The following is a 17,853-nucleotide window of genomic DNA, read 5'->3' on the forward strand; positions in this document are numbered from 1 at the left end:
ACCCTTGACAGCCCCTGGCGGCGAGTCAATTCTGTGCGGCACACCGGCCACCTGGGCCGGCGGCCTGGGAGGCGACGATGCCTACAGCGCGTGAGTCCCTGCTGGACGCCGCCTACGCGGCGCTCGCGGCCAGGCCGTGGGCAGGCGTCCGGATGGTCGATGTCGCGGCCGAGGCCGGGGTGTCCCGGCAGACCCTCTACAACGAGTTCGGCAGCAAGGAGGGCCTGGCCAGGGCCCTGGTACGGCGAGAGACCGAGGGCTATATCGCCGGCGTCACCCGGGCCCTGGCCGACCCGGGCGCCGGGCCGGGCGGGTCGGGAGGGACGGGCGGTGACGTGGAGGCCCGGGTGGTGGCCGCGGCCGCGTGGACCGTACGGGCCGCGCGGACCAATCCGCTCGTACGGGCGGCGCTGACGGGATGCTGGAGCGAGCGCCTGCCGACCCCGGCGGGCGGGACACCGGGCCGGCGCGGACCGTACCCCGGCGGCGCGAACAGCCAGCCGGGGGCGCGCGCGGACGGGCTCCCGCCGGGACCGACCGACCTGGTGAGCAGGTTCAGCGACTGCGCGATGGCGGCGCTGGAGGCCGACTGGCCCAAGGAGGACCTCCCCGAACTGGGCACCGCCTGCGCCACCGCGGCCCGCCTCACCCTGTCGTACGTCGTCGCCCCCGCCGAACCGGAAGACCTCGCCCGCCAGCTCCACAGGGCCTTCGCCCACGCCAACCACCGCCCCTGACCGCCGCCCGCGGCAGCCGGGAACCGGACGACAGCGCAGCACGTGACGACGGAGCAGCGCCTGACGACGGAGCAGCGCCTGACGTCAGAACAGCACCGGACCTAGTGCGCCGACCCCGAAAGCTGAAGCCCGATCACGCCGACGATGACGAAGGCGATGGAGACGAGCTTGAGGGTGGAGACCAGGTCGCCGAGGAAGACCATGCCGTAGATCGCGGTGCCGGCGGCGCCGATGCCGGTCCACACCGCGTAGGCCGGACCCACGTCCAGCTTCTTCAGCGAGAGGGTGAGCAGGCCGAAGCTGCCGAGGGCGAAACAGGCGAAGGCGATCGTGGGCCAGAGCCGGGTGAAGCCGTGGGAGAGCTTGAGACAGACCGCGAACCCGGTCTCCAGGAGCCCCGCCACCACGACGAGCAGCCACGCCATGTCCATTGCCTCCGTACGGTCCGTGACCGCTTCGCCAGCCTTGGTGTGATTATGCATTCACCGCGGCGGCGGGGCAGCAAACTTGAGCGATCAGTCCCCTTCGCGTCGCTCACGGGTGGCCAGCAGACGGCGTAGCGAGTACAGCCGGGCCGGGTCCGCGTGGCCGTCGGCCACCCACTGGTCCAGGGCGCAGTCCGGCTCGTCGTGGCCGCACGCGCGCGGGCAGTCGGCGGTGCCGGGGACCAGATCGGGGAAGGCGAGAATGACCCGGGCCGGATCCACGTGGTGCAGCCCGAAGGAGCGGACGCCCGGGGTGTCGATGACCCAGCCCGAGTCGTCGGGCAGCGGCAGCGCGAGCGCGGAGGTCGTGGTGTGCCGGCCGCGGCCGGTGACCGCGTTGACGTGACCGGTGGCCCGTGCGCGGTCCGGCACCAGCGCGTTGACGAGGGTGGTCTTGCCGACGCCGGAGTGCCCGACGAAGGCGGTCATGTGGCCGCGCAGCCGCTCCCGGACCCGCTCCGCGGCGATGCCGTCGGCGAGTTCGTCGCGGTTGGTGACGATGTACGGGACGCCGATCGCGCCGTAGGACTCCAGGAGGGCGTCGGCGGAGGCCAGGTCGGACTTGGTCAGGACCAGCAGCGGGTCCAGGCCCGCGTCGAACGCGGCGACGAGGCAGCGGTCGATCAGCCGCGGCCGCGGCTCCGGGTCGGCGAGCGCGGTGACGATCGCGAGCTGGTCGGCGTTGGCGACGACCACCCGCTCGAACGGGTCGTCGTCGTCCGCCGTGCGCCGCAGCGTGGAGCTGCGCGGCTCGACCCGGACGATCCGCGCCAGGGTGTCCTTCGCGCCGGACAGGTCGCCGACGACCGCGACCCGGTCGCCGACGACGGCGGACTTGCGGCCCAGCTCGCGGGCCTTCATCGCGGTGACCGTGCGGTCCTCGATCAGGCAGGTGATCCGGCCGCGGTCGACGGTCAGGACCAGGCCCTCGCTGGCGTCCTCGTGCTTGGGCCGGATGTTCGTCCGCGGGCGGTTGCCCTTGCGGTTGGGACGGAAGCGGATGTCGTCCTCGTCGGGGTTCTTGCCGTAGCGCCGCATGGTCGAAAGAGCCTCAGCCTCTCCGCGCGGGGGCCGTGGCCTCGCCGAGCATGCCGGTCCACAGGGTGGGGAAGTCGGGGAGCGTCTTGGCGGTCGTCGCCACGTTCTCGACCTGTACGCCCGGTACGGCCAGGCCGATGACCGCGGCGGCGGTGGCCAGCCGGTGGTCCTCGTACGTGTGGAAGATGCCGCCGTGCAGCGGGCGCGGCCGGATGTGCAGGCCGTCCTCGGTCTCCGTGACGTCGCCGCCCAGCTCGTTGATCTCCTTGGTGAGCGCCGCCAGCCGGTCGGTCTCGTGCAGGCGCAGGTGGGCGACGCCGCGCAGCGTGGAGGGGAGTCGGCGAGGGCGGCCACCGCGGCGATACCGGGGGTCAGCTCGCCGACCTCGCTCAGGTCCACGTCGATGCCCTGGACACGGCCGGTGCCGGTGAAGGTCAGGCCGCGCTCGGTCAGCTCGCAGGAACCGCCCATGGCGGTGAAGATCTCGCGCAGCGCGTCACCGGGCTGGGTGGTGCGCTCGGGCCAGTCGGGAATGGTGACCCGGCCGCCGGTGACCAGCGCCGCCGCCAGGAACGGCTGGGCGTTGGACAGGTCCGGCTCGACGATCAGGTCACGGCCCAGCAGGGCGCCCGGGGTGACCCGCCAGACGTTCGGCTCGCCGCCGGACTCGGGGGTGTCCACCTGGGCGCCGACGCTGCGCAGCATGTCGACGGTCATCCGGATGTGCGGCATCGAGGGCAGCGCCGAGCCGACGTGCCGTACCTCGACGCCCTGGTTGAAGCGGGGCGCGGACAGCAGCAGCGCGCTGACGAACTGGGACGAGGAGGAGGCGTCGATCTCGACCGCGCCGCCCTCCAGGGCGCCGCCGCCGAACACCGTCATGGGCAGCGCGCCGCGGCCGTCGTCGTCGATCCGGGCACCGAGCGAGCGCAGCGCGTTGATCACGCCGTCGAGCGGGCGCTCGTAGGAGCGCGGGTCGCCGTCGAAGCGGATGGCGCCGTCGGCGAGGGCCGCGACCGGGGGCAGGAAGCGCATGACCGTACCGGCGTTGCCGACGTCGACGGTGGCCGGGCCGTGCAGGCCGGCCGGGATCACCCGCCACGCCTCGCCACCGCCGCCGTCCGCGCCGGCCGTCGCGGCGGCGCTGGAGGGGGCGGTCTCCTCGATGCCGACGCCCATCGTGCGCAGTGCCTCGGCCATCAGCAGGGTGTCCCGGGAGCGCAGCGGCCGGCGCAGCCAGCCGGGCTCGGAGGACAGGGCGGCAAGGACGAGGCCACGGTTGGTGACCGATTTGGAGCCGGGCACGGTGACGGTGGCGTCGACCGCCCCGGCAGCTACGGGGGCGGGCCAGAGGGCGGGATGCGCGGGGCTCTCGGTCATGTCCCTCACTTTAATGGCTGGGCCGGGGTGCATATCTTGATCAAAAGTGGCGCAACCTGCAGGAAACACAGCACTGATAGTGCAGGCCGGGTCACCGTCCGGCGCCGCGCTCCCGGGGAGGCGCTCCGGGGCGCATCCCGAGGGCACCGGCGTCCCGTCCGTACCGTACGGGCGCGGGGCGCGGCTCGCGGCCGGAAGGCGGGGACCGGCGCACGGCTCGCGCCCGGGGGTCGGGCATCCGCGCACGGCTAGCGCCCGAGGCCGGGCACCGGCGCACCGCTCGTACCGCCTCAGCTGTCCAGCAGCCACCGGCCGCCGCCGGCCAGCGAGCACAGCGTCACCAGGTGGAAGAGCCCCAGCCAGACGGCCGCCGGTACGCGGGTGAGCCGGGCCAGCTGGTCGGGGTCGGAGTCCCCGGCCCGGCCGCGGCGCCGCTTGCCCTGGAGTTCGAAGGGCGGCCGTACGCCGCCCAGCAGCAGGAACCACACCACCGCGTACGCGAACGCCGCCTGCACGTCCGGGGTGGTCAGCCAGGAGACGAGGAAGAAGGCGGCCCCGGAGACCACGACGGTCAGCACGCCGTACGCGTTGCGGATCATCAGCAGCATCGCGACGAGCAGCGCCACGGCGCCCCACAGCAGCGCCGTGATGTGCCCGGAGGCCAGCAGCCAGGCGCCGAGCAGCCCCAGCAGGGACGGGGTGACGTACCCGGCGGCCGCGGTGAGGATCATGCCGAGGCCGTGCGGCTTGCCGCGCGAGACCGTCAGCCCCGAGGTGTCCGAGTGCAGCCGGATACCGGACAGCCGGCGGCCGCTGAGCAGGGCGACGAGCCCGTGGCCGCCCTCGTGGGCGATGGTGATGGCGTTGCGGGACAGCCGCCAGGCGCGGTACGGGACGATGGCGCCGAGGGCGAGCACCGCGGTGACCAGGACGAGCCAGGGCGGCGGGTCGGGCTGGATGCCGAAAACCCTGTCCCATACGTCGGTGATATGACCGGTGTCCATCTCTCCCCTTGATGTGGCGTGGCACTGTGGCATACATGTGCGGACGGTATGCAGCGAGTCGCGGCCCCGAGGATCTGGCGGGGCTCTTCGAGGTCGAGAAGTGGGAGCCGGAGGAGACCCTGGCGCCCGACTGGAACATCGCCCCGACGAAGAACGTCCACGCGGTGCTCGAACGTCCCCTTAAAGACGCGGAAGACCGCCGTCCGGTTCGCCAGTTGCGCAGACTGACCTGGGGGCTGGTCCCGTCCTGGGCGAAATCGCCCGATGTCGGGGTCAAGATGATCAACGCACGGGCCGAGACGGTGCACGAGAAGCCCTCGTTCCGGCGGCCGTTCGCGGCCCGCCGCTGCCTGCTGCCCGGTGACGGCTACTACGAGTGGGTCACGGCCGCGGCCGAACGGCAGCTGGAGGAGCAGGGCAGGAAGAAGCGCCCCCGTAAGCAGCCGTACTTCGTCACACCGGCGGACGGCCAGGTGATGGCGCTGGCCGGGCTCTACGAGTTCTGGCGCGACCGCACACTGCCCGACGACCACCCGCAGGCCTGGTGGGTGACGTGCACGGTCGTCACCACCGAGGCCGAGACCACCCCGCTGGCGAACGCGGACGGCGGCGAGGGCCCGCAGACGCTCGCCGACATCCACCCCCGGATGCCGCTGGTCATGACGCCCGACAAGTGGGACGCCTGGCTCGACCCGGCCCGCACGGACGTGGCCGACCTGCTGCCGCTGCTCGCGCCGCCGCCCGCCGGGCTGATGCGCGCGTACCCCGTGCCGACCGATGTGAGCAACGTCCGCAACAACGGGCCCGAGCTGGTCAAGGAGCTGCCGGCACCGGAGGAGGAGACGCTCTTCTGACGCGCGCCCCGGGACCGGACCGCGGCCACGGGGAGGCAGGATGAGGGCGTGAGCGAAACAGTTGAGACTCCTGTGGGTGAGGCGCGCATCACCTGGCACCGGGCGGCGGACGCGCGGGCCGTCCTCGCCGTCAGTCATGGCGCCGGCGGCGGCATCGAAGCACGCGACCTGCGCGCGCTCGCGGCGGAGCTGCCCGCGCGCGGCTACACCGTGGCGCTGGTCGAGCAGCCGTGGCGGGTGGCCGGCAAGAAGCTGGCACCGGCCCCCAAGACGCTGGACGCCGCCTGGACCGCACTGTGGCCCGCCCTGGAGAAGCCCGGTCTGCCGGTCGTCGCGGGCGGACGCAGCGCGGGGGCGCGAGTGGCCTGCCGCACGGCGCGCGGTCTGGGCGCGCACGGCGTACTGGCGTTGAGCTTTCCCCTGCACCCGCCGGGCAAGCCGGAGAAGTCACGCGCGGACGAACTGACCGGGGCCGGGCTGCCGACGCTGGTGGTGCAGGGCGGCCGGGACCCGTTCGGGCGGCCGGCGGAGTTCCCGGAGGGCACCCGCGTCGTCGAGGTGCCGTACGGGGACCACGGTTTCGCCGTACCGAAGAAGGCGGACCTCGACGAGCCGGCGGCGATGGCCGTGATCACGGACGCGGCGGGGGAGTGGCTGGACGGACTGTTCGTCTGACCGGCGGGGACCGGTGGCAGCCGTCGCGCGCGCCCGCGCGCGATTGGAGCCCGCACTCCTGTCGGCTCCCTTTACCGCTCCTCCTTGTCCCGGTCACGCGGCCGGGCCCGTACGTGCATCCGCTCGCCCTGCCGCCCGAAGAGGCTGAGCACCTCCACCGGTTCACCGCCCGCCGGCCCGAACCAGTGCGGCAGCCGGGTGTCGAACTCGGCCGCCTCGCCGGACCGCAGCACCACGTCCCGGTCCGCGAGCAGCAGCCGCAGCCGCCCGGAGAGCACGTACAGCCACTCGTAGCCCTCATGAGTGCGCAGATCGGGCTCGCCCGCCACCGGATCGATGATCATCTTGTACGCCTGGAGCCCGCCGGGCTGCCGGGTCAGCGGTACGAACGTCATGTGCGCCCTGCGCTGCGGCACCGCGCGCACCCGCGGATCGCCCACCTCCGGCGCGCCGACCAGTTCGTCCAGCGGCACCTGGTGGGCCTGGGCGAGCGGCAGCAGCAGTTCGAGCGTGGCCTTGCGGCCGCCCGATTCGAGGCGGGACAGGGTGCTCACCGAGATGCCCGTCGTCTCCGAGAGGGCGGTGAGCGTGACTCCTCTGTCCTGCCGCAGCCGCCGCAGCCGCGGTCCCACGTTCGTCAGCACCCGTTCGTACGCCTTGTCGTCCATCTCTTCATTGCTGAAGCGGCAAGCGGTTTTGTCAAGGGGGCCCCGGCCGTACGGGCCGGTCCGGCGGGCGCCGTGACGATGCTCACGGGGCGGCCCCGCGATGCGGGAATGACGTGCGGGGTGCGGCTGTTGTGCCGGTTGTAGGAACGCCGAGGGAATCTTCGAGGAAGTGGAGTCCGCCGCATGGGGATCGCTTGCCCAGCCCGCCCGCAGGCCGCTGACCTGCAGTGGTCACAGCTGAGGGGCGCCCAGGCCGCCATGGCTGGAGCGGCGGCGGTACCGGATCGTCGTCTATTCTCCGAATCGAGCGGGTCCGCGTCCGGATCCGTCACGGTGTTGGAGGAGGTGGGTCCGGTCACCGGTACCGACGCAGGGACCGACGGCACGGCAGAGGAGCACGCTGGCCAGGGGAAGCGGGAGACGGACGCCGAGCGCAACGCGCGCTTCGAGCGGGACGCGCTCACCTTCCTGGACCAGATGTATTCGGCCGCGCTGCGCATGACGCGCAACCCGGCCGATGCGGAGGACCTGGTCCAGGAGACGTACGCGAAGGCGTATGCGTCCTTCCACCAGTTCCGTGAGGGGACGAACCTCAAGGCGTGGCTGTACCGCATCCTCACGAACACCTTCATCAACTCCTACCGCAAGAAGCAGCGCGAGCCCCAGCGCAGTGCCGCCGAGGAGATCGAGGACTGGCAGCTGGCGCGCGCCGAGTCGCACATGTCCACGGGCCTGCGGTCCGCCGAGTCCCAGGCGCTGGACCACCTGCCCGACTCCGACGTGAAGGCCGCGCTCCAGGCCATCCCGGAGGAGTTCCGTATCGCGGTCTATCTCGCGGACGTCGAGGGCTTTGCGTACAAGGAGATCGCCGACATCATGGGTACACCCATCGGCACGGTGATGTCCCGTCTGCACCGCGGCCGGCGCCAACTGCGCGGCATGCTGGAGGATTACGCCCGTGAGCGCGGGCTGGTCCCCGCCGGGGCAGGCGCTGCGTCCGCGCAGTCGTCGCAGTCGCACGATCGGAAAGGCTCGGGATCATGAGCTGCGGAGAGCCGCACGAGAAGGACTGCTCAGAGGTCCTCGACCACCTGTACGAGTACCTCGACCGGGAGATGCCGGCCGGTGAGTGCGAGAAGTTCCAGGAGCACTTCGACGAATGCTCGCCCTGCCTGGAGAAGTACGGGCTGGAGCAGGCCGTCAAGAAGCTCGTCAAGCGCTGCTGCGGCCATGACGACGTCCCGGTCGACCTGCGGTCGAAGGTGATGGGCCGGATCGACCTGATCCGCGCGGGCGAGGCCGTGCCCGAGCAGAGCGTGCTCGAACAGGCCAAGCAGGAGCAGGCGGCGGCCCGCGCCGCCGCGGCCGCCAAGGCCCCCGAGCAGGCGACCGGGCCCGGCCCGGACACCACGCTCGACGCGCGTGGTGAGACCGCGCGGGCCGAATAGCGCGGCGTATCACCCCAAGGGGTGAGGGGCGGGACGGTTCGTCCCGCCCGATCCACTGATCCGCCCTCGCGCCGCCGGGTTCGTCGCGGCTCCGCCGCCCACCGGCTGCCCCAGAGGCTCAACTCTCCTGGCCCGGAACGCCGTTGCCGTACGGCGGGCCGCCGTTCCGTACGTCCTGCCGCCTGCCTCGGCGGCCTCCCCGGAAGAACGCCCGGCCCGTGAGGGTTCCGTTTCCGGACTCCCGCGCCGTCGCACGACCGATCCACGGCGGACCCGTGGACTGCTCCGTGGGCGGATCCACGTACAGATCCCCGCAAAGGCCCGCGCAAGGTCATGGAACCGATGGGTAATGAGCGGCCCCGGAGATGGGCATGGTTGGATGCGAAGGAACCCCCACGAACGGGGATTCAGGGGGACGGCGAAAGGCAAGGAGCCGGTGAGGGGGACGGCGGCGGGCCGCGTGCGGCGCGGCAACCGGGCTGAGCCCGGCGGCAATCTGTGGCAGGTTGTCGAGTAGGCCCTCGAACGGCCCCCGGCCTCCGTCCGGGGCGGCATCCAGGAAGCAACCAGCAGGCGGGAATCGTGAAGATCTTCGGCAAGGTACGGCACCGGCCCTCCGCCTCGTGGCGGCAGGCGACCGACCGCGCTTTCACGCTGATCGGTGACGGCCGTTACGAGGACGCGGGCGCACTGCTGACGCGGGCGGCCGACATGGAGCCGTGGCTGTCGGAGTCCTGGTTCAACCTCGCGCTGCTGCACAAGTTCCGGCACGACTGGGAGCAGGCGCGCGCCGCCGGACTGCGCGCGGTCGCCCTGCTGGACCGCGAGGCCGGCGCCCCCGACTGGTGGAACGTGGGCATCGCCGCCACCGCCTTGCAGGACTGGCCGCTGGCCCGGCGGGCCTGGCAGGCGTACGGCCTGAAGGTCCCCGGCGAGGGCTCGCCGTCCGCCGCACCGGTCGGCATGGAACTGGGCAGCGCCGCCGTGCGCCTCTCGCCCGAGGGCGAGGCCGAGGTGGTCTGGGGCCGCCGGCTGGACCCGGCCCGCATCGAGGTGCTCTCCATCCCGCTGCCGTCCTCCGGGCGGCGCTGGGGCGAGGTGGTGCTGCACGACGGTGTGCCGAACGGCGAGCGGACGACCGCGGCCGGCCCGTCCTTCCCGGTGTTCGACGAGATCGAGCTGTGGGCGCCCTCCCCGGTGCCCACCTGGGTGGTGCTCCTGGAGGCCGCCACGGAGGCCGACCGGGACGCCCTGGAGCGGCTGGCCGCCGACGCGGGCTTTGCCGCCGAGGACTGGTCGTCGTCCGTACGCCTGCTGTGCCGTACGTGCTCGGAGAGCCGGATGCCCAGCGACGAGGGCGAGGGCGAGCACCTGGACCCGCACGACCACAGCGAGCCGGGCCACCCGGGTCCGCTGGGCCACCGCACGGCGGGCTCCGGCTCGCTGTGGGTGCCGGAGCGCGAGTGCGGTATCGCGGCCCCCGCCGGGCTGGTACGCGGCCTGCTGGACGGCTGGGTCGCGGACAGCCCGGACACCCGCGAGTGGCGGGACCTCGAAGAGGTCTGCTGACGGCCGGCGGCCGTACGGCGCTCACGCCTCGCGCCCGGCAGCCGGCCCGTACCGGCGCCCGGTACCCCGCGCGCCCCGGCGCCCGGCATCCCACGCGCGCCCGGCGCCCTGCATCCCGCGCGCTCCCGGCGCTCGGCCGGAACCGGACGCGGTCTCCGAGAGCCCGCAGGACGCCCCGCGTAGGCTGGAGGGCGAGTATTTCGGGTTTCCAGGTTTCTAGGAAGGCGTACGGCGGAGATGGCGCAACAGCCTGTTTTTGACCACAACGAGGAGCGGGCGGCGGAGGGCTTCGTCGACGACGTCACCGGCGCGGCGGAGCGGGAGGAGGCTCACCGCGAGCGCGGCACGTCCCGCCCGATCACCGTCGTCGGCAACCCGGTGCTGCACAAGGAGTGCAAGGACGTCACCGAGTTCGACGACAAGCTCGCCCAGCTCGTCGACGACATGTTCGCCAGCCAGCGCACGGCCGAGGGCGTGGGCCTGGCCGCCAACCAGATCGGCGTGGACCTGAAGGTCTTCGTCTACGACTGCCTGGACGACGAGGGCGTCCGGCACGTCGGTGTGGTCTGCAACCCGGTCCTGGACGAGCTGCCGGTCGAGCGTCGGATGCTGGACGACTCGAACGAGGGCTGCCTGTCGGTGCCCGGCGCGTACGCGGAGCTGGCCCGCCCGGACTACGCGGTCGTCCGCGGCCAGGACACCGAGGGCAACCCGATCGTGGTCCGGGGCACCGGCTACTTCGCGCGCTGCCTCCAGCACGAGACCGACCACCTGTACGGCTACCTGTACATCGACCGGCTCTCCAAGCGCGACCGCAAGGACGCGCTGAAGCAGATGGCCGAGCGCGAGCCGCGCTACCCCGTCGTCGCCAACGACTGAGCCACGGCCCGCCCCGGCCCCCGCTCACTTCGCCGTACCAGAGGCGTACGCGGTGGCGTACGCGCCCCAGACCCGGGGCGGTATCCCGTTGCCGAACAGCCGGGCGTCGCCGCCCACGCCCTCCATGGGCAGCAGCCGCGGCGCCCCCGGCTTGGCGCGGAAGACGGTGACGGCGGTGGTCAGCCCGCCGCCGGGCACGCCGTCGTTGCCGATGAACCACGCCGACCGCATGCGGTCGGCGGGTCCGGTGCCGCCCGCGGTGACACCTTGCGGCAGCTTGGTGACGGTCTCCTGGGGCAGCGACTTCCAGGCGAAGGCCCGCAGCGCGAAGTTGACGCTGCGGGCCGCTGCCGGGGTCAGCACGCGGCGCGGTGCCGGCGGCTCCAGGCCCGGCAGCGGCTTGCCGTCGTGCACGACCTTGGTCACCGAGTACGGCTCGGTCCGGTTGCCGCCGGTGCTGAACAGCGCGTACGCGCCGGCCAGCCGGATCGCGCTGGGCGTGGAGGTGCCGAGCGGGAACGTCGGCTCCAGCCGGGCCAGGCTCTCCTTGTGCAGGCCCGCTTCGACGGCCAGGTCCCGGATCTTCTCCAGTCCGAGGCGCTTGCCCGCGCTGACGAACGGCGGGTGGGCGGAGGTCACCAGACCCTCGTACAGGGCGGGCGGCAGCGCGACGGCCGACGACGGGCCACCGTCGTCGGGGACGGCCTCCGGGGCTTCGCCGCTGCCCTCGCGCAGGGCGGTGGCCAGCACGAACGGCTTGAAGGCCGAGCCCGCCGGCACGCCCGCGGTGTCGGCGTTGTTCGCGAAGTGCTTCGTCGCGTCCGGACCGCCGTAGAGCGCGACGACCGCGCCGTCCCGCGGCCGAACGGACGCGGCGCCGAATTCCACGTACGTGTCGGCGGCCCGTTTCCTCGGATCGATGCCGCGGCGCCGTTCGTCCTCCACCGCTTTCGTCAGCAGCGCCACCTTGTCCTTCTCGAAGGTGGTGTGGACGCGGTAGCCGCCGCGGGCCAGATCGCGGTCGGTCAGCTCCGTACGGCTCCTGAGGTATTTCTTCGCGGCGTCGACGAGATAACCGGTCTGGCCTTTCTGGCTGGTCGGTGTCACGGGTTCGCGCGGCTCCGGGAACGTCGTGAAGCGGGCGCGTTCCTCCCGGCTCATCAGGCCGGTCTCCACCTCGCGGTCCAGAATCCATTTCCAACGCTCCACAGCCCGCTCGTGGTTGGCGTCGCTCAGCGCCGGATCGTACTGCTCGGCGCCCTTGAGCAGCGCGGCCAGCGCCGCGCCCTGGCTGGGGTCCAGGCTCTTGGCGGGAATGCCGTAATAGGCGTTCGCGGCGGCCTGGATGCCGAACGAATTGCGCCCGAAGTAACTGGTGTTGAGATAGCCTTGCAGGATCTCCGACTTGGACTTGCGGTGGTCCAGCTTCAGCGCGATGAAGAATTCCTTCACCTTGCGCTTGAGGGTCTGGTCCTGCGAGAGGTACGTGTTCTTCACGAACTGCTGGGTGATGGTGGAACCGCCCTGCGCCTCCTGGCCCTGGGCCATGTTCACCGCGGCGCGGGCGATCCCGGAGAGCGAGACGCCGGAATCGGAGTAGAAACTCTCGTTCTCGGCGGCGATGACGGCGTGTTCGACGGAATCGGGCACCTGGGCGAGCGTGACGTTCTGCCGGTTGACGGCGCCCTCGCTCACCATCTGGCTGCCGTCCGCCCAGTAGTAGACGGTGGCTTCCTGGCGCGAGGCGGCGTTCTCGTCCGGGATGTCGACCTGTGCGTAGACGGTGACGAAGAGCCCGGCGAGACCGGCCGCGCCGACGGCGGCGGTGCCGAGCTGCTGTCTCCAGGACGGCAGCCAGCGGCGCCGGCCGCCGCGGCCCTGGCGGGGATAGTCGATGAACCGTTTCCTCGGTTGCTCGCTGCCCTTCATGCCAGGGGAGAGCCGGCGGGCCGGGGCAGGGTTGCCGTCGCCCGCACGTTGTCATCGACTCATCAAATCCGATCCGGATTCGTCGGACATAAAGAAACGGGCGGCGCCGGTCCGCCCTCGGGGACCGGCACCGCCCGGCTGCTCGACCCGCCGGATCAGAACTCGTCGTCGAAGGAGACCGAACCCTCGACGGCGACCTGGTAGGCCGAGGCGCGCCGCTCGAAGAAGTTGGTCAGCTCCTGGACGTTCTGCAGCTCCATGAAGGAGAACGGGTTCTCCGAGCCGTACACCGGCGCGAAGCCGAGGCGCTGGAGACGCTGGTCGGCGACGCACTGGAGGTACTCGCGCATCGACTCGGTGTTCATGCCCGGCAGGCCCTCGCCGCACAGGTCACGGCCGAACTGGAGCTCCGCCTCGACGGCCTCCTTGAGCATGTCGGTGACCTGGCCCTCCAGCTCGTCGTCGAAGAGGTCCGGCTCCTCCTCGCGCACCGTGTCCACGACCGAGAACGCGAAGTCCATGTGCATGGTCTCGTCGCGGAAGACCCAGTTGGTGCCGGTCGCCAGGCCGTGCAGCAGACCGCGCGAGCGGAACCAGTACACGTACGCGAAGGCGCCGTAGAAGAAGAGGCCCTCGATGCAGGCCGCGAAGCAGATCAGGTTCAGCAGGAAGCGGCGGCGGTCGGCCTTCGACTCCAGGCGGTCGATGGACTCGACCGAGTCCATCCACTTGAAGCAGAACTCGGCCTTCTCGCGGATGGAGGGGATGTTCTCCACGGCGGCGAACGCGGCCGCGCGGTCCTCCGGGTCGGGCAGGTAGGTGTCCAGCAGCGTCAGATAGAACTGGACGTGCACGGCCTCCTCGAACAGCTGCCGGCTCAGGTAGAGCCGCGCCTCGGGGGAGTTGATGTGCTTGTAGAGCGTCAGGACCAGGTTGTTCGCCACGATCGAGTCGCCGGTCGCGAAGAACGCGACGAGCCGGCCGATCATGTGCTGCTCGCCGGGCGACAGCTTGGCGAGGTCGGCCACGTCGGAGTGGAGGTCGACCTCCTCCACGGTCCAGGTGTTCTTGATCGCGTCCCGGTAGCGGTCGTAGAAGTCCGGGTAGCGCATCGGGCGCAGGGTCAGCTCGAAGCCCGGGTCGAGGAGGTTCTTGCTGCTGGTGGTGGCGGTGTGCGAGGCGGCGGCGGACGTCTCGGGGGCGTTCTTCTCGGGTGCGGTAGTCATGATTACTGGCATGCCTCGCAGGACTCGGGGTTTTCCAGGGAGCAGGCGACGGCCTCGGGGTCGGCCGTCTGAGCGGGGACGGGAGCGGTCTGCGCGCCCCCGCCCGTGCCGCGCGCGGACTGGGCGATACGGGTCGCCGGCCGCGAGCGGAGGTAGTAGGTGGTCTTGATGCCGCGCTTCCAGGCGTACGCGTACATCGAGCTGAGCTTGCCGATGGTCGGGGACGCCATGAACAGGTTCAGCGACTGGCTCTGGTCGAGGTAGGGCGTACGGTCCGCCGCCATGTCGATCAGCGCGCGCTGCGGGATCTCCCAGGCCGTTCGGTACAGCGCGCGGATCTCGGCGGGAATCCAGTCCAGCTCCTGCACCGAGCCGTTGGCCTCGCGCAGTGCGTCACGGGTGCGGGCGTCCCACAGTCCCAGCGCCTTCAGCTCCTCGATCAGGTACGCGTTGACCTGGAGGAACTCCCCGACAGCGTCTCGCGCTTGAACAGGTTCGAGACCTGCGGCTCGATGCACTCGTACACACCCGCGATGGACGCGATGGTGGCGGTCGGCGCGATGGCCAGCAGCAGCGAGTTGCGCATGCCGGTCGCCGCGATACGGGCGCGCAGCGCCGTCCACCGGTCCGCCCAGCGGGGCTCGGCGTTCGGGTAGTGGTCGGGGTGCAGCACGCCGCGGGCCGTACGGGTCGCGGACCAGGCCGGGTGCGGGCCGTGCCGCTCGGCGAGGTCGGCGGACGCCTCGTACGCCGCGAGCATGATCCGCTCGGAGATACGGGTGGACAGCTCCCGCGCCTCGGGCGAGTCGAAGCCCAGCCGCAGCCGGAAGAAGACGTCCTGGAGGCCCATCAGGCCCAGGCCCACCGGGCGCCAGCGGGAGTTGGAGGTGCCGGCCTGCTCGGTCGGGTAGAAGTTGATGTCCACCACGCGGTCCAGGAAGGTCACCGCGGTACGGACCGTGGCGTCCAGCCGCTCCCAGTCCATCTCGCCGTTGTCGCCGAGGTGGGCGGCGAGGTTGACCGAGCCGAGGTTGCAGACGGCGGTCTCGCCGTCGTCGGTGACCTCCAGGATCTCGGTGCACAGGTTCGAGGAGTGCACGACCTTGCCGGGCTCGGCGGTCTGGTTGGCGGTGCGGTTGGCGGCGTCCTTGAAGGTCATCCAGCCGTTGCCGGTCTGCGCGAGGGTGCGCATCATCCGCGAGTACAGGACGCGGGCCGGCACCTGCTTGACGGCACGGCCCTCGGCCTCGGCCTTGCGGTACGCGACGTCGAACTCGTCGCCGTACAGGTCGACCAGCTCGGGCGCGTCGCTGGGGGAGAACAGCGACCAGTCGGCGTCGGCCTCGACGCGGCGCATGAACTCGTCGGGGATCCAGTGCGCGATGTTCAGGTTGTGGGTGCGCCGGGCCTCCTCGCCCGTGTTGTCGCGCAGCTCCAGGAACTCCTCCAGGTCCGCGTGCCAGGTCTCCAGGTAGACGCAGGCGGCGCCCTTGCGCCGGCCGCCCTGGTTCACGGCCGCGACCGAGGCGTCCAGGGTGCGCAGGAACGGCACGATGCCGTTGGAGTGGCCGTTGGTGCCGCGGATCAGCGAGCCGCGGGCCCGGACCCGGGAGTACGACAGGCCGATGCCGCCGGCGTGCTTCGACAGCCGGGCCACCTGGTGGTAGCGGTCGTAGATCGAGTCCAGCTCGTCCAGCGGGGAGTCCAGCAGGTAGCAGGAGGACATCTGCGGGTGCCGGGTGCCGGAGTTGAACAGCGTCGGCGAGGAGGGCAGGTACGACAGCGTGCTGGTCAGCCGGTACAGCTCGGCGACATCGGCGAGCGCCCGCTCGCTGTGGTCCTCGGCCAGGCCGCAGGCCACCCGCAGCAGGAAGTGCTGCGGGGTCTCGATCACCTGGCGGGTGATCGGGTGGCGCAGCAGGTAGCGGGAGTGCAGGGTGCGCAGGCCGAAGTAGCCGAACCGGTCGTCGGCGCCGTCCGTCAGGGCGCGCTCCACCAGCCCGTCCAGGCGGGCCGCGTGGGTCCGCACGAACTCCGCGGTGCTGTCGGCGATCAGGCCCTCGCGGTGGCCGACGGTGACGGAGGCGGAGAAGGCGGTCGCCCCTCCGCGGCCGCCTCCTCGGCGATGGCGCGGGTCAGCAGTCGGGCGGCCAGCTTGGAGTACTGCGGCTCGTCGCCGATCAGGCCGGCCGCGGCCTCCACGGCCAGCGAGCGCAGCTCGGCCTCGTCGGAACCGGGGTGGCGGCCGCGCAGCGCGGCGGCGGCGATCTTGCCCGGGTCGGTGGCGGGCAGGTCGACGGTGAGGTCGGTCAGCGTGCGCAGCAGGGCGGCGCCGGGGCCGTCCGCGGCCTGGCCGCCGGGGCCCCGCTGGGGCTGCGTGTCCTTCGCGGGCTGCACGACCTGCTCGGCTGCTGCGGGCTCCGTTGGCGCGATGGTCACGTGCTGCTCTCCCTCACTCGGCGGGGGCCTGGGGAGGGCACGGGGCGCGTACGGGCGTGCGGCACCCCCGGCACGGCAAGGGGCGCGCGGGCACACCGCGCAGCGTCCACCGGTCCAACCCGCGAGACCCGGACGTATCGACGTCCGCGCCGGTCCTGGCGCGGGCGTACTGTGGGCAGGTCTTCGGACTCACGAGTGCGGTTTGCGCACTTCGTACACCGTTGCGGGACAGTTCCGGATTCGCACCGGATTCCCCTGCGACGACAGCGAGCACGAGCATACATCTTGTGCCGCCTCGTGCACCCACCCCCATATCTTGTGTCGCGTTGGCGCGGGGATGTCCGGAGCCGTGGTATTCGGCGGCCGTTGCGGGGCGGATTCCCGGGGTTTCCCGGGGCCTCCGAGAGGGTGTCACGCGGCGGCTCCGGGGCTGTTTCCGGGGGTTCCGCGGCCGTTCGCCGGGTCGTCCGGCGGGCCGTTCCGCGCGGCCTGGACGGGGGCTGATGCAGGGGGCGTATTGGTGGCGCGGAATGTCCTGGGCGCGTTGACCGGGACCCCTGAAGCGTATTGGCTCCTTGTCTGCTCCGTCGGTCCGGCGGGGCGGGTGGGGGCCTTGTGCGAGGGGGGAACATGCGAGGAACCGGTGCGGCGCGCGGCGCCGTGCGCGTCGTGGGGCTGATGGCGGGGGTGTGCGTCGTGGCGGGGGCACTGCCGGCGTCACCGGCGGCCGCCGCGGGGCGGGCGGCTCCGGCCACCGAGCGGGTCAGCGTCGCCGCGGACGGGACGCAGGGAAACGGTTTCTCGGGCGATCCGGAGCTCAGCGCGAACGGGCGGTTCGTCGCATTCACCTCGGAAGCCACCAACCTGGGCCCCGCGGACACCAACGGCCACCAGGACGTCTACGTCAAGGATTTACGGACGGGAAAGGCCGACCTGGTCAGCGTCGCCGGTGACGGCACGCCCGGCGACGCCCTCTCCGGATCGCCCGTGATCAGCGCCGACGGGCGGTACGTCGCCTTCTACTCCGGCGCGACGAACCTGGTCCCCGGCGACACCAACGGCGAGGGCGACGTCTTCGTCCACGACCGCCGCACCGGGCGCACCATGAGCCCCACCGCGGGCGCTGGGACCTCCCCGTACGGATACGGGGTCCAGGACTTCGCCCTCAGCGGCGACGGCCGCCGCCTCGTCTTCGGCTCCTACCGCCCGGACCTGGTGCCCGGCGACACCAACGAGCGCCTGGACATCTTCGTCCACGATGTGCGGAAGGGAACGACGCGACGGGTCAGTGTGGCGAGCGACGGCACCCAGGCGAACGCCGCGTCCGCCTTCCCGTCGATCAGCGCCGACGGCCGCCGGATCGCGTTCACCTCGAAGGCGACGAATCTCACCCCCGCAGGGCCCGGCTTCCGCCGCCCGCCGCCGCAGGACCCCTGTACGTCCACGACGTGGACACCGGGCGCACCCGCGCGGCGAGCCTGAGCACCACGGGCACCGTGGTCGGCGTGTCGCCGTCCCCCGG

Annotated in this window: 14 protein-coding genes, 2 pseudogenes and 1 riboswitch; of the genes and pseudogenes, 8 read left to right on the plus strand and 8 right to left on the minus strand. The window is 72.2% G+C overall.

Features of this window, described 5'->3' with window-relative positions; translation table 11 throughout:
* Window positions 1–77: 77 nt before the first annotated feature.
* Window positions 78–737: a TetR/AcrR family transcriptional regulator gene (locus tag ACEXOX_RS31485; RefSeq protein WP_406524417.1), complete on the plus strand. Its 660-nt coding sequence runs from the start codon at window positions 78–80 to the stop codon at window positions 735–737.
* Between the two features lie 101 nt (window positions 738–838).
* Here the strand turns inward: ACEXOX_RS31485 and ACEXOX_RS31490 are convergent, their stop codons facing one another.
* The 4 genes and pseudogenes from ACEXOX_RS31490 to ACEXOX_RS31505 all read right to left on the minus strand — a co-directional run bounded on the left by ACEXOX_RS31490 (window position 839) and on the right by ACEXOX_RS31505 (window position 4,644).
* Window positions 839–1,162, minus strand: coding sequence for a multidrug efflux SMR transporter (locus ACEXOX_RS31490; protein ID WP_030022114.1), 324 nt, complete (start codon window positions 1,160–1,162; stop codon window positions 839–841).
* A 90-nt stretch (window positions 1,163–1,252) separates the two neighbouring features.
* Complete coding sequence (rsgA, locus tag ACEXOX_RS31495; protein WP_406524418.1) at window positions 1,253–2,260, minus strand: ribosome small subunit-dependent GTPase A; 1,008 nt, start codon at window positions 2,258–2,260, stop codon at window positions 1,253–1,255.
* A gap of 13 nt (window positions 2,261–2,273) precedes the next feature.
* Window positions 2,274–3,640: pseudogene (gene aroA, locus ACEXOX_RS31500) on the minus strand (3-phosphoshikimate 1-carboxyvinyltransferase).
* A gap of 290 nt (window positions 3,641–3,930) precedes the next feature.
* Window positions 3,931–4,644, minus strand: coding sequence for a M50 family metallopeptidase (locus ACEXOX_RS31505; RefSeq protein ID WP_406524419.1), 714 nt, complete (start codon window positions 4,642–4,644; stop codon window positions 3,931–3,933).
* Between the two features lie 35 nt (window positions 4,645–4,679).
* Here ACEXOX_RS31505 and ACEXOX_RS31510 point away from each other — a divergent pair, with 35 nt between their 5' ends.
* A complete protein-coding gene (locus ACEXOX_RS31510; RefSeq protein ID WP_406524420.1) occupies window positions 4,680–5,498 on the plus strand; it encodes an SOS response-associated peptidase in 819 nt (272 codons plus the stop codon).
* Window positions 5,499–5,546: 48 nt separating this feature from the next.
* Window positions 5,547–6,173, plus strand: coding sequence for an alpha/beta family hydrolase (locus ACEXOX_RS31515; protein ID WP_406524421.1), 627 nt, complete (start codon window positions 5,547–5,549; stop codon window positions 6,171–6,173).
* Window positions 6,174–6,244: 71 nt separating this feature from the next.
* Here ACEXOX_RS31515 and ACEXOX_RS31520 read toward each other — a convergent pair whose 3' ends face one another.
* Complete coding sequence (locus tag ACEXOX_RS31520; protein ID WP_406524422.1) at window positions 6,245–6,841, minus strand: helix-turn-helix domain-containing protein; 597 nt, start codon at window positions 6,839–6,841, stop codon at window positions 6,245–6,247.
* A 345-nt stretch (window positions 6,842–7,186) separates the two neighbouring features.
* Here ACEXOX_RS31520 and ACEXOX_RS31525 point away from each other — a divergent pair, with 345 nt between their 5' ends.
* The 4 genes from ACEXOX_RS31525 to def all read left to right on the plus strand — a co-directional run bounded on the left by ACEXOX_RS31525 (window position 7,187) and on the right by def (window position 10,737).
* The gene (locus tag ACEXOX_RS31525) at window positions 7,187–7,885 is read left to right on the plus strand and encodes a sigma-70 family RNA polymerase sigma factor (RefSeq protein WP_030022121.1); all 699 of its coding nucleotides are present in this window, start codon (window positions 7,187–7,189) and stop codon (window positions 7,883–7,885) included.
* Window positions 7,882–8,289 (plus strand): mycothiol system anti-sigma-R factor, encoded by a 408-nt coding sequence (rsrA, locus tag ACEXOX_RS31530; protein WP_030022122.1) that lies wholly within the window; start codon window positions 7,882–7,884, stop codon window positions 8,287–8,289. Before ACEXOX_RS31525 ends, rsrA begins: the two co-directional genes overlap by 4 nt.
* 582 nt (window positions 8,290–8,871) lie before the next feature.
* Window positions 8,872–9,858: a hypothetical protein gene (locus tag ACEXOX_RS31535; protein ID WP_030022123.1), complete on the plus strand. Its 987-nt coding sequence runs from the start codon at window positions 8,872–8,874 to the stop codon at window positions 9,856–9,858.
* 237 nt (window positions 9,859–10,095) lie between these two features.
* A complete protein-coding gene (def, locus tag ACEXOX_RS31540) occupies window positions 10,096–10,737 on the plus strand; it encodes a peptide deformylase (RefSeq protein ID WP_406524423.1) in 642 nt (213 codons plus the stop codon).
* Window positions 10,738–10,761: 24 nt separating this feature from the next.
* Here def and ACEXOX_RS31545 read toward each other — a convergent pair whose 3' ends face one another.
* The 3 genes and pseudogenes from ACEXOX_RS31545 to ACEXOX_RS31555 all read right to left on the minus strand — a co-directional run bounded on the left by ACEXOX_RS31545 (window position 10,762) and on the right by ACEXOX_RS31555 (window position 16,331).
* Window positions 10,762–12,666 (minus strand): transglycosylase domain-containing protein, encoded by a 1,905-nt coding sequence (locus ACEXOX_RS31545; RefSeq protein ID WP_406524424.1) that lies wholly within the window; start codon window positions 12,664–12,666, stop codon window positions 10,762–10,764.
* A 155-nt stretch (window positions 12,667–12,821) separates the two neighbouring features.
* The gene (locus ACEXOX_RS31550; RefSeq protein ID WP_406524425.1) at window positions 12,822–13,892 is read right to left on the minus strand and encodes a ribonucleotide-diphosphate reductase subunit beta; all 1,071 of its coding nucleotides are present in this window, start codon (window positions 13,890–13,892) and stop codon (window positions 12,822–12,824) included.
* Between the two features lie 2 nt (window positions 13,893–13,894).
* Window positions 13,895–16,331 (minus strand): annotated as a pseudogene (locus tag ACEXOX_RS31555) (ribonucleoside-diphosphate reductase subunit alpha).
* A gap of 156 nt (window positions 16,332–16,487) precedes the next feature.
* Window positions 16,488–16,628: riboswitch (cobalamin riboswitch) on the minus strand.
* Window positions 16,629–16,961: 333 nt separating this feature from the next.
* Here ACEXOX_RS31555 and ACEXOX_RS31560 point away from each other — a divergent pair.
* A complete protein-coding gene (locus ACEXOX_RS31560) occupies window positions 16,962–17,813 on the plus strand; it encodes a TolB family protein (RefSeq protein ID WP_406524426.1) in 852 nt (283 codons plus the stop codon).
* The last annotated feature ends 40 nt before the right edge of the window (window positions 17,814–17,853 follow it).

The sequence above is a fragment of the Streptomyces sp. Ac-502 genome (assembly GCF_045222935.1).
GTDB classification, from domain to species: Bacteria; Actinomycetota; Actinomycetes; order Streptomycetales; family Streptomycetaceae; genus Streptomyces; species Streptomyces monomycini.